The organism is Streptomyces sp. CB02400 (assembly GCF_001905725.1).
GTDB lineage: Bacteria > Actinomycetota > Actinomycetes > Streptomycetales > Streptomycetaceae > Streptomyces > Streptomyces atrovirens.
Genome location: NZ_LIWB01000013.1, coordinates 67,546 through 79,639, shown reverse-complemented (window position 1 = coordinate 79,639; position 12,094 = coordinate 67,546). Strand labels below are relative to the sequence as shown.

6 protein-coding genes are annotated in these 12,094 nt (G+C 71.2%); 4 read left to right on the top strand and 2 right to left on the bottom strand.

What is annotated here, in order from left to right:
* Positions 1–88 precede the first annotated feature (88 nt).
* The 4 genes from AMK33_RS27460 to AMK33_RS27445 all read left to right on the top strand — a co-directional run bounded on the left by AMK33_RS27460 (position 89) and on the right by AMK33_RS27445 (position 9,409).
* Complete coding sequence (locus AMK33_RS27460; protein WP_073935652.1) at positions 89–1,834, top strand: glycoside hydrolase family 13 protein; 1,746 nt, start codon at positions 89–91, stop codon at positions 1,832–1,834.
* Positions 1,835–2,003: 169 nt separating this feature from the next.
* Positions 2,004–3,377 carry an alpha-amylase gene (locus tag AMK33_RS27455; protein WP_073935651.1) on the top strand — a complete coding sequence of 458 codons (1,374 nt, stop codon included), beginning with the start codon at positions 2,004–2,006 and terminating at the stop codon, positions 3,375–3,377.
* 208 nt (positions 3,378–3,585) lie between these two features.
* Positions 3,586–8,997, top strand: coding sequence for a pullulanase-type alpha-1,6-glucosidase (gene pulA / locus AMK33_RS27450; RefSeq protein ID WP_073935650.1), 5,412 nt, complete (start codon positions 3,586–3,588; stop codon positions 8,995–8,997).
* Positions 8,998–9,052: 55 nt separating this feature from the next.
* Entirely contained in the window at positions 9,053–9,409 is a 357-nt protein-coding gene (locus AMK33_RS27445) for a 5-carboxymethyl-2-hydroxymuconate Delta-isomerase (RefSeq protein ID WP_073935649.1), read from the top strand.
* 4 nt (positions 9,410–9,413) lie between these two features.
* On the opposite strand, the gene AMK33_RS27440 is transcribed toward AMK33_RS27445, so the two are convergent.
* Entirely contained in the window at positions 9,414–10,109 is a 696-nt protein-coding gene (locus tag AMK33_RS27440; protein ID WP_073935648.1) for a TetR/AcrR family transcriptional regulator, read from the bottom strand.
* Positions 10,110–10,173: 64 nt separating this feature from the next.
* A complete protein-coding gene (locus AMK33_RS27435; RefSeq protein WP_073935647.1) occupies positions 10,174–12,063 on the bottom strand; it encodes a hypothetical protein in 1,890 nt (629 codons plus the stop codon).
* Between the last annotated feature and the right edge of the window lie 31 nt (positions 12,064–12,094).

Sequence of the window (12,094 nt, the reverse complement as noted above, 5' to 3'; positions counted from 1 at the left end):
TCCATCCGACCCCGCCGTCACCGCGGCCGCCTCGTCTCCAGCCGCGCACCCCCACTCGTCTCCCGACCGCACTCGTATCAAGGACGACATGAGCCAGCAGCACTCCGCCGCCCCGGCCCCGACCCCCACCACCGACGCGGCCGTCGCCACCGTCACCCGGCGCCGCGACTGGTGGCGGGACGCGGTGATCTACCAGGTGTACCCGCGCAGCTTCGCCGACAGCAACGGCGACGGCATGGGCGACCTGGAAGGCATCCGCTCCCGCCTGCCGTACCTGCGCGACCTCGGCGTGGACGCCGTGTGGCTCAGCCCCTTCTACGCCTCACCGCAGGCCGACGCCGGCTACGACGTCGCCGACTACCGCGCCGTCGACCCCATGTTCGGCACCCTGCTCGACGCGGACGCGCTGATCCGGGACGCCCACGGCCTCGGCCTCAGGATCATCGTCGACCTGGTCCCGAACCACTCCTCCGACCAGCACGAATGGTTCAAGCGCGCCCTCGCCGAGGGCCCCGGCTCGCCCTCGCGCGACCGCTACCACTTCCGCCCCGGCAAGGGCGCGAACGGCGAGCTGCCGCCCAACGACTGGGAGTCGATCTTCGGCGGCCCCGCCTGGACCCGCGTCACCGAGCCCGACGGCACGCCCGGCGAGTGGTACCTGCACCTGTTCGCCCCCGAGCAGCCCGACTTCAACTGGGAGCACCCGGCCGTCGGCGACGAGTTCCGCTCCATCCTCCGCTTCTGGCTGGACATGGGCGTGGACGGCTTCCGCATCGACGTCGCCCACGGCATGGTGAAGGCCGAGGGCCTGCCCGACCTTGGAAACCACGAGCAGCTCAAGCTGCTGGGCAACGATGTCATGCCGTTCTTCGACCAGGACGGCGTCCACGACATCTACCGCCAGTGGCGTCTCATCCTCGACGAGTACAGCGATGCAATGGGGCCCGAAGGGCCTTCCGCGGAAGGGCGGGGGCGGGAGACGGGCGGGCGCATCTTCGTCGCCGAGGCGTGGACCCCGACCGTCGAGCGCACCGCCAACTACGTCCGCCCCGACGAACTGCACCAGGCGTTCAACTTCCAGTACCTGGGCACCCACTGGGACGCCGAGGAACTGCGCACGGTCATCGACCGCACCCTGGACGCCATGCGCCCGGTCGGCGCCCCCGCCACCTGGGTCCTCTCCAACCACGACGTCACCCGGCACGCCACCCGCTTCGCCAACCCGGCAGGCCTCGGCACCCAGATCCGCCTGGCCGGCGACCGCGAGCTGGGCCTGCGCCGCGCCCGCGCCGCCACCCTGCTGATGCTGGCGCTGCCCGGTTCGGCGTACGTCTACCAGGGCGAGGAGCTGGGCCTGCCGGACGTCGTCGACCTCCCCGACGAGGTGCGCCAGGACCCGGCGTACTTCCGGGGCGCCGGCCAGGACGGCTTCCGTGACGGCTGTCGCGTCCCGATCCCGTGGACCCGCGAGGGTTCCTCGTACGGCTTCGGCGACGGCGGAAGCTGGCTGCCGCAGCCGGCGGGCTGGGGCGAGCTGAGCGTCGAGGCGCAGACCGGCACGCCCGACTCGACCCTGGAGCTGTACCGCTCCGCGCTCGCCGTCCGCCGGGACCAGGCCGACCTGGGCGCCGGCGACGCGGTGGAGTGGCTGCGCGCCCCCGAGGGCGTCCTCGCCTTCCGGCGCGGCGAGTTCGTGTGCGTCGCCAACACCACGGGGGAGTCGGTGACCACCCCGTCGTACGGCCGTGTCCTGCTCGCCAGCGGTGAGGTGGAGGGGACGGCCGGCGAGGCGAAGGTGCCCGCCGACACCACCGTGTGGTGGACCACGGGCTGAGGTTCGTCCGCTCCGCGACTTTTTCATTGAAGTCGGTACGGCCCGCTGCCCTTTCGGGTGGCGGGCCTCTAACATCTGCGTTGCCGCAAGGTTGCTGAGGTTTTCTGCAAGAAGATTCAAGCGGTCACGGCGGCATCCCCACACCCTTCGATGAAGAAGGTAACCCCACATGGCACGCAGGATTCTCGCCGGGGTCGCCGCTCTCGCGGCCGCCTCGGTTGTCATGGCCCCGACCAGTGCGAAGGCGTCCCCGCCCGGCGGCAAGGACGTCACCGCCGTCCTGTTCGAATGGAACTTCGCCTCGGTCGCCCGTGAGTGCACCGACACCCTCGGCCCCGCCGGATACGGATACGTCCAGGTCTCCCCGCCCGCCGAGCACATACAGGGCTCGCAGTGGTGGACGTCGTACCAGCCGGTGAGCTACAGGATCGCGGGGCGGCTCGGCGACCGCGCCGCGTTCAAGAACATGGTCGACACGTGTCACGCGGCCGGCGTGAAGGTCGTCGCCGACACGGTCGTCAACCACATGTCCGCGGGCAGCGGCACCGGCACCGGCGGATCGTCGTACACGAAGTACGACTATCCCGGTCTGTACTCCTCGTACGACTTCGACAACTGCACCTCGCAGATCAGCAACTACGGTGACCGCGGGAACGTCCAGAACTGCGAACTGGTCGGCCTCGCCGATCTGGACACGGGTGAGGACTACGTCCGCGGCGCCATCGCCGGGTACATGAACGACCTGCTCTCCCTCGGCGTGGACGGTTTCCGCATCGACGCCGCCAAGCACATGCCGGCCGCCGACCTGGCCAACATCAAGTCCCGGCTGACCAACCCTTCCGCGTACTGGAAGCAGGAGGTCATCCACGGTGCCGGCGAGGCCGTCCAGCCCACCGAGTACACGGGCAACGGGGACGTCCAGGAGTTCCGGTACGCCTACGACCTCAAGCGGGTCTTCAACAACGAGAACCTCGCCTACCTGAAGAACTACGGCGAGGGCTGGGGCTACATGAACGGCTCCGTCTCCGGTGTCTTCGTCGACAACCACGACACCGAGCGCAACGGCGCCACCCTCAACCACAAGGACGGCGCCGACTACACCCTGGCCAACGTCTTCATGCTGGCCTGGCCCTACGGCGCCCCGGACGTCAACTCCGGGTACGAGTTCTCCGACCACGACGCCGGACCGCCGAACGGCGGCCGGGTCGACGCCTGCTGGCAGAGCGGCTGGAAGTGCCAGCACGCCTGGCCGGAGATCAAGTCCATGGTCGCCTTCCGCAACGCGACCCGGGGCCAGTCGGTCACCGACTGGTGGGACAACGGCGGCGACGCGATCGCCTTCGGCCGGGGCGGCAAGGGCTTCGTGGCCATCAACCACGAGTCCGGCTCCCTGACCCGCACCTACCAGACCTCCCTCCCCGCAGGGACGTACTGCAACGTCCAGAACGACACCACGGTGACGGTGAACGGTTCCGGACAGCTCACCGCCACCCTGGGCTCCGACACGGCCCTCGCGGTGTACGCCGGCAAGTCGTCCTGCTGAATGCGCGCGGGCCGCGCCGCCGTTCACGGGGCGGCGGCACGGCCCGCGTCCGTGTGCAAGTCCTTACCGTTACTTTCACAACCCTTGCTGTAAAGCTTTCAACGGCGATACGGTCACGCCGACGCTCCGGTGACGTGGCCGAAACAGGCCGTGCCGCGGCGTATGGGGTCGGACCCGAAATGAGCCGTAAGCGCAAGGAGTTCTCGCCTTGATACCCAGATGGCCCGCGCCCCCGGGGCGCAGCACCGCGCGCGGCAGACGCGTCGCCGCCGTCACCGTGGCCGCGCTCGCCGCCGCCCTGGTGCAGCCGGTCGCCGCCAGTGCCGCGACCCCGCCCGCGCCGCCCTCGGACGCGAAGCTCGCCAAGTCGCCCGCGCGGCACGACCTGACCCGCGAGCAGTTCTACTTCGTCCTGCCGGACCGTTTCGCCAACGGCGACGCGAAGAACGACCGCGGCGGACTGACCGGCTCCCGCCTCAGCACCGGGTACGACCCCACCGACAAGGGCTTCTACCAGGGCGGTGACCTCAAGGGCCTCACGAAGAGGCTCGACTACATCAAGGGGCTCGGCACCACCGCCATCTGGATGGCGCCCATCTTCAAGAACCAGCCCGTGCAGGGGACCGGCAAGGACGCCTCCGCCGGCTACCACGGTTACTGGATCACCGACTTCACCCAGGTCGACCCGCACTTCGGCACCAACGAGGACCTCGAGACCCTCATCGACAAGGCCCACGACAAGGGCATGAAGGTCTTCTTCGACGTCATCACCAACCACACCGCCGACGTCGTCGACTACGAGGAGAAGTCCTACGGCTACCTGTCCAAGGGCGCCTTCCCGTACCTGACGAAGGACGGCGAGCCCTTCGACGACGCCGACTACGCCGACGGCTCCCGGAAGTTCCCGCGCGTCGACACCGGTTCCTTCCCGCGCACCCCGGTCGTGCCCGACGCGAAGAAGCGCCTCAAGGTCCCGTCCTGGCTCAACGACCCCGACATGTACCACAACCGGGGCGACTCCACCTTCGCCGGCGAGTCCAGCGAGTACGGCGACTTCTCCGGCCTCGACGACCTGTGGACCGAGCGTCCCGAGGTCGTCGACGGCATGGAGAAGATCTACCAGCGGTGGGTCAGGGACTTCGACATCGACGGCTTCCGGATCGACACCGTGAAGCACGTCAACATGGAGTTCTGGACCCAGTGGGCCACCGCCCTGGACGCCTACGCGGCCAAGAAGGGCCGGGACGACTTCTTCATGTTCGGCGAGGTGTACTCCGCCGACACGGACGTCACCGCCCCGTACGTCACCCAGGGCCGCCTGGACGCCACGCTCGACTTCCCGTTCCAGGAGGCGGCGCGGCAGTACGCCTCGCAGGGCGGCAGCGCGAAGAAGCTCGCCTCGGTCTTCGGCGACGACTACAAGTACGCCACCGACAAGGCCAACGCCTACGAGCAGGTCACCTTCCTCGGCAACCACGACATGGGCCGCTTCGGGACGTTCCTGACGCAGGACAACCCGGAGGCGTCCGACGCCGAGCTGCTGAAGAAGGACATGCTCGCCAACGAGCTGATGTTCCTCAGCCGCGGCAACCCGGTCGTCTACTACGGCGACGAGCAGGGCTTCACCGGCGCCGGCGGTGACAAGGACGCCCGTCAGACCCTGTTCGCCTCGCGTACGGCCGACTACCTCGACGACGACCTGATCGGCAGCGACCGCACCCACGCCGAGGACACCTACGACACGCGAGCACCGCTCTACCGGCAGATCAGTGCTCTCGCCAAGCTCCGCAAGGCCCACCCGGCCCTCACCGACGGCATCCAGCAGGAGCGGTACGCGGCCGACGGCGCGGGCGTCTACGCCTTCTCCCGCACCGGTACGGGCAAGGACACGACCGAGTACGTCGTCGCCTTCAACAACTCCGGTGAGGCCCAGAAGGCCACCTTCGCGACCGGCTCCGCCCGGATGACGTTCAAGGGCCTCCACGGCACCGACGCCACCGTCACCAGCGACGCCGACAAGAAGATCACCGTCACCGTCCCGGCCGGCTCGGCGATCGTCCTCAAGGCGTCCGGCCCGCTCGCCAGGCCCGTCGCCAAGCCCACGGTCACCCTCAAGGCCCCCGAGGCGGGCGCCACCGGCACCGTCGAGGTCACCGCCGACGTCGAGGGCGGACAGCTCAACCGGGTCGTCTTCGCCGCCCAGACCGGCAACGGAAAGTGGCGGACCCTCGGCTCCGCCGACCACGCCCCCTACAAGGTCACCCACACCATCGGCGAGGACGTCCCCGCCGGCACCGCCCTGCGCTACAAGGCGGTCGTGATCGACTCGGCAGGGCGTACCGCGAGCGCCCTGGCCGCCTCCACCACGGGCACCCCGCCCGTCGAGGAGCCGCCCACCGCCGCCTCCCGCGACTACGCGATCGTCCACTACAAGCGCGCCGACGGCGACTACGACGACTGGGGCCTGTACGCCTGGGGCGACCTGGCGGACGGCGAGGCCACCGAGTGGCCGAACAGCCACCCCTTCACCGGCCGTGACGCCTACGGCGCCTTCGCCTACGTCAAGCTCAAGCCCGGCGCGTCCGACGTCGGCTTCCTCGTCATCGACAAGGACGGCAACAAGGACGTCGCCACCGACCGCACCATCGACGTCACCCAGCACGGCGAGATCTGGATCGAGCAGGGCAAGGAACCCGTCACCACCGAACGGCCCGACCACCCGGCCCAGGACACCACCAAGGCCGTGCTGCACTACAAGCGCGCCGACGGGAACTACGACGGCTGGGGCCTGCACACCTGGACCGGTGCCGCGAACCCCACCGACTGGTCGAACCCCCTGGAGCCGGTGAAGACTGATGCCTATGGCGCTGTCTTCGAGGTGCCGCTCGCCGAGGGTGCCACCAGCCTCAGCTACATCCTCCACAAGGGCGACGAGAAGGACCTGCCCACCGACCAGTCGCTGGACCTCAAGGCCGACGGCCACGAGGTGTGGCTGTTGAACGGCCAGGAGAAGTACCTGCTGCCGCAGCCGGCCGGCTCGGCGGCGGCACTCGACCCGGCCACCTCCAAGGCGGTCTGGATCGACCGGGACACCGTCGTCTGGGACGGTTCGGAGGCCGCCGCCTCCACTCAGCTCCTCGCCTCCCGCACCGGTTCCATCAAGGTGCAGGACGGTGCGCTGACCAGCGAGGACGCGCGCTGGATCCGGCTGACGAGCGCGACGCTCACCGACGCCCAGAAGGCGAGGTTCCCGCACCTGAAGGACGGCACCGCCTGGTCCGTCGACCCGCGTGACCGGGACCGGGTGCGCGAGGCCCTGCGCGGCCAGGTCGTCGCCTCCCAGCACGCCGCCAACGGCGCCGTGCTCGCGGCGACCGGCGTGCAGATCGCGGGTGTGCTCGACGACCTCTACGCGGACGGCGCCACGAAGGCGAAGCTCGGCCCGGTGTTCCGCCACGGCCGTCCCACCCTCTCCGTGTGGGCGCCGACCGCGCAGGACGTCTCCTTGGAGATCGGCGACCGCACCGTCCGGATGCGCCGCGACTCCGGCACCGGCGTCTGGTCCGTCACCGGCCCCCGCTCCTGGGAGGGCGAGGAGTACCGGTACAAGGTGAAGGTGTGGGCGCCCAGCGCCCGCGAGATCGTCACCAACAAGGTCACCGACCCCTACTCGGTCGCCCTGACGACGGACTCCGAGCGCAGCCTCGTCGTCGACCTGGCCGACCGGTCCCTGAAGCCGCGTGAGTGGTCGACGTACGACAAGCCGAAGGCCGTGCCGCTGAAGGACGCCCAGATCCAGGAGCTGCACATCCGCGACTTCTCCGTGGCGGACCGCACGGCGGAGAACCCCGGCACCTACCTGGCCTTCACCGACAAGGACAGCGACGGCAGCGAGCACCTGCGTGAGCTGGCCGAGGCCGGCACCTCGTACGTGCACCTGCTGCCCGCGTTCGACATCGCCACCATCCCCGAGGAGAAGTCCGACCAGGCGACCGTCGACTGCGACCTCGCCTCCTACCCGGCCGACTCCGGCAAGCAGCAGGAGTGCGTGGCGAAGGCCGCCGCCGAGGACGCCTACAACTGGGGCTACGACCCGTACCACTACACGGTTCCCGAGGGCTCCTACGCCACCGACCCGGACGGCACCGAGCGCACCGTCGAGTTCCGGAAGATGGTCAAGGCGCTCAACGAGGACGGCCTGCGGGTCGTGATGGACGTGGTCTACAACCACACCGCCGCGAGCGGCCAGGCCGAGACCTCCGTCCTTGACCGGATCGTGCCCGGCTACTACCAGCGGCTGCTGGCCGACGGCTCGGTCGCCAACAGCACCTGCTGCGCCAACACGGCCACCGAGAACGCCATGATGGGCAAGCTCGTCGTCGACTCGGTAGTCACCTGGGCGAAGGAGTACAAGGTCGACGGGTTCCGCTTCGACCTCATGGGCCACCACCCGAAGGCCAACATCCTCGCGGTCAGGAAGGCGCTGGACGAGCTGACCCTCGCCGAGGACGGCGTCGACGGCAAGAAGATCATCCTGTACGGCGAGGGCTGGAACTTCGGCGAGATCGCCGACGACGCCCGCTTCGAGCAGGCCACGCAGAAGAACATGGCCGGCACCGGCATCGCCACCTTCTCCGACCGGGCCCGTGACGCCGTGCGCGGCGGCGGCCCCTTCGACGAGGACCCCGGCGTGCAGGGCTTCGCCTCCGGTCTCTACACCGACCCCAACTCCTCCGAGAGCAACGGCACCGAGGCCGAGCAGAAGGCCCGCCTGCTGCACTACCAGGACCTGATCAAGGTGGGCCTGAGCGGCAACCTCGCCGACTACACGTTCACCGACACCAGCGGCAAGGAGGTCAAGGGCTCCCAGGTCGACTACAACGGCGCCCCCGCCGGATACGCGGCCGCGCCCGGCGACGCCCTCGCCTACGCGGACGCGCACGACAACGAGTCGCTGTTCGACGCGCTCGCCTTCAAGCTGCCGAAGGACACGTCCGCCGACGACCGGGCCCGTATGCAGGTCCTCGCCATGGCGACGGCCACCCTCTCGCAGGGCCCGGCCCTCTCCCAGGCGGGCACCGACCTGCTGCGCTCCAAGTCCCTGGACCGCAACTCCTACGACAGCGGCGACTGGTTCAACGCCATCCACTGGAACTGCGCGGACGGCAACGGCTTCGGCCGGGGGCTGCCGCCGGCCGCCGACAACGAGGCCAAGTGGTCCTACGCCAAGCCCCTGCTCGGCGCGGTGAAGGTCGGCTGCCCGCAGATCGAGGGCACCTCGGCCGCGTACCAGGACCTGCTGGAAATCCGTACGACGGAGAAGACCTTCTCCCTCGACACGGCCGCGCAGGTGCAGTCCCGGCTCTCCTTCCCGCTGTCGGGGAAGGACGAGACGCCCGGCGTGATCACGATGACCCTCGGTGACCTGGTCGTCGTCTTCAACGCCACGCCGGAGCGGCAGGAGCAGCGGGTCGCCGCGCTCGCCGGGACGGGCTACCGCCTGCACCCGGTGCAGGCGGCGGGCGGGGACGCGGTCGTGAAGACCTCGTCGTACGCGAAGGGGTCCGGCACGTTCACCGTCCCGGCGCGCACGGTCGCGGTGTTCACCACCGCCGGCTGACCCCGTGAGGAGCTGCGGCTAGTGTGAGCCCTCCCGACCCGGATCAGGAGGGCTCATGCCGCAGATCACCGTCGACTACTCCGAGCGACTGGCGGACGGTTTCGACCGGCCCGCCTTCGCGCGGGACCTGCACACCGCCGTGGTGGAGATCGCGGCCGCCAAGCAGCCGGCGTGCAAGACCCGGTTCCGGCGGACCGAGGACGTCGTGGTCGGCCCCGACACCGACGGGCACGCCCTCGTGCACGTCCACATCGCCATGCTGCCCGGCCGCAGCGACGAGACCAAGGCCCGCCTCACCGAGACCGTCCTGGAACTGCTGCGGCAGTACGTCAAGCCGGCCGAGGGCGTGCGGCTGCACGCCTCCGCCGAGGTGCGCGACCTCGACGCCTCGTACCGGAAGTTCGAGGAGTAGGGCCCTAGGAAGCGGCCAGCGAGATAAGCCGGGTGGCGAGGTCGGTGAACGGCCCGTCACCCGGCTCGTTCTTGAGCAGGTCGCGCAGCAGCGCGGCCAGTTCCTCGTCGCGGGCGGCGGCCACGGCGGCGAGCGCGGCGAAGTCCTGCACAAGCTGCGCCTCCAGCTCGGCGCGTGGGATGCGCCGCCCGTCCAGCCAGATCAGCGCCGTCGACTCGACGAGCGAGATCCAGGACCGTACGACCAGTTCCAGCCGCACCGGCGCCGGGCCCACCACGCCCATGTGCGACAGCATCTGGTCATACGCGGCCTGCCGTACGGAGTCGATCAGCGCGTTCGTGGCCGAGGAGCCGACCGCCGGACCGCCGCGCATCAGGGCGGCGAAACCGGGCCCGTGCTCGTCGACGAAGTCGAAGAAGCGGGCCATCACCCGCCGCAGCCGCGACCCCAGCGGACCCTCGTGCGGCTCCACGAACCGGGACGCCAGGTCCTCCGCCGCACGCCTCAACGCGGCCTCGTACAGGCTGAGTTTGCCGGGGAAGTAGTGGTAGACCAGCGGGCGGGAGATGCCCGCCCGTGACGCTATCTCGTCGATGGAGACCTCGTCGGGGGAACGCCGGCTGAACAGTTCGAGGGCCACGCCGATCAACTGCTGCCGCCGCTCCTCGACTCCCATCCTGCGCCGCACCCCGGTAGTCATACGAACACCTTACCGATCGATTCCGGCCTCGAACGGTCCGGACCAGACAGTGGTGTTCGTCCGGCTAGCGCAATCCGTCGATCGACCGCCCGTTCTCGAGCGTGCCCTTGAGGTCGGCGCGGGCGCCCTTCTCGGCGCGGACGGCCAGCAGCCGGCCCCGCGCCGAGCCCTCGACCCCGCCCGTCGCCCTGACGGACGCCAGGTCGCGACTGCCGGCGGCGAGCAGGTACCAGGTGCCGGACTCGGACTTCCACAGCACCCCGGCGAGCACCCGAGGCTCGCGCTCCCCGCAGGCCGGCGCGGACTCGGCCTTCGCCGCCACCGCCCCGAACCGCCCGCCCGGCGTGTGGAACTGCGCCAGCACCCGCGCCCCGCCGCCCCGCCAGGTCTCCGCCCGCGTGCACACCCACGCCGCCTCCCCGCTCTCGTCGGGCAGCGGCTGCTCGGCGAACGCCCAGGCGTTCACGCTCCGTACGCCCGCCGAGCGCATCGCGCTCAGCGAGCAGGCGTACGGCGCCCAGGTGCGCAGCGCCCCGGCACCGGAGGCCTCACGCGTCTCGCCGGGACGCCCGGCGGTGAGGTGGGCCGGGACCAGTTCGCCGAGGTCGGTCACCAGCCGGGTGCCGGTGCCGTCGGTCAGCCGCAGCACGTTCCAGGAGGCGCACGGCCCCGACCGGAGGGCGGGACTCGCCAGCGGTGAGGTCACGCCGTCGGTGAAGGCGAGGGCCGTCGCCTCCGAGCCGGGCTCGCGCAGGTCCCGCTCGTCCGCCTCACGCACCCAGGGCGCCAGCAGATAACGGACGTTGCCGTCGACGCGGCTCAGCACCACCGCGCCCGCTCCGGCCCGGCCGGCCCCGTCGACACGGGCGAGGTCGAGCACGGCCCCCTGCGCGCCGTCCTCCGGCTCGGCGTACCTGGCGAGGCGCAGACCGTCGTACAGCACCACCACGCGCGCGGTGTCGACCGTCCCCGCGTACAGCAGCCGGGGCGGTCCGGCGGGGCCGCCGGACGGGGTGCCCGGGGTCGCCGACACCCGGACGCCCTCCCCGGGCCGCGCCCAGACGGCGAGGGCGCGGCGCAGCAGGGCCTCGTCGCCGGTGCGGTCGCCGCGCGCCGGCCACACGGAGAAGTCGGTGCGCGCGGAGGTCTTCCACGCGGTGGGGGAGACACGGGTCAGCTTCCCCGGGTCCAGCGCGGCCTGCGCGGCCGGGTTGCGCGCGTACGGGGGCGCGGCGGCGCCGTCCGGACCCCAGCCGTCACCCGGCAGCCCCAGCAGCGTCCCGCACACCGCCAGCGCCGCCCCGCCGACCAGCGCGGCCTTCAGACGCCGACGGCGGCGCAGCAGATCCGTCGGCCGGGCCTGGAGCGCGCAGGGGTCGAACTCGGGGGAGTCGAGCAGCCGGTACGGGTCGGGGATCCGGTCGGCCTCCTCCAGCGCGGCGTCCACATCGGCGACGCCCGCCGCCGCGAGCACCTCGCGCACGTCCCCGTCCGGGAGCCGCTCCAGCCCGCGCAGGGCGTGGGCGGCGCGGGCCGGGCCGGACAGCGCGGACAGCCGCTGGTCCAGCGCGAGTTCGTCGGCGCCGCCCGAGCGCGGGAACAGCTTCAGCCCCCACACCTGCGGAAGCGGCGACGGCAGCCGCGCCCCGCGCCCCAGCGCCGTACGCAGCACCTGGAGGCGGAGCAGCGCGTACCCGGGGTCGCCGTCACGGCCGGTCCGCTGGGCGGGGATCGGCGGTGCGGGGGTGCGGCCCCGGGGCAGTGCCCGCTGGACCAGGGAGTGCGCGGTGAGCACCCGCCTGCTCCGGCCCCTGCCGGACGGCAGCACCAGGTAGGCGAGCCGGACGAGCCGCGGATAGTGCTCGACGAGCGCGGCCTCGGCCTGCTCGACACCCACGACCGGACCGGCCGCGGAGGAGGCTGGGGTGGGCGGGACGACATCCTGTGGCTGCACGTCCAGCAGAACGAGCGGACCGGGGGATGGT

Coding starts and splice junctions, on each gene's coding strand:
- AMK33_RS27460 (WP_073935652.1), top strand. CDS start 89: ATGAGCCAGCAGCACTCCGCCGCCCCGGCCCCGACCCCCACCACCGAC.
- AMK33_RS27455 (WP_073935651.1), top strand. CDS start 2,004: ATGGCACGCAGGATTCTCGCCGGGGTCGCCGCTCTCGCGGCCGCCTCG.
- AMK33_RS27445 (WP_073935649.1), top strand. CDS start 9,053: ATGCCGCAGATCACCGTCGACTACTCCGAGCGACTGGCGGACGGTTTC.
- AMK33_RS27440 (WP_073935648.1), bottom strand. CDS start 10,109: ATGACTACCGGGGTGCGGCGCAGGATGGGAGTCGAGGAGCGGCGGCAG.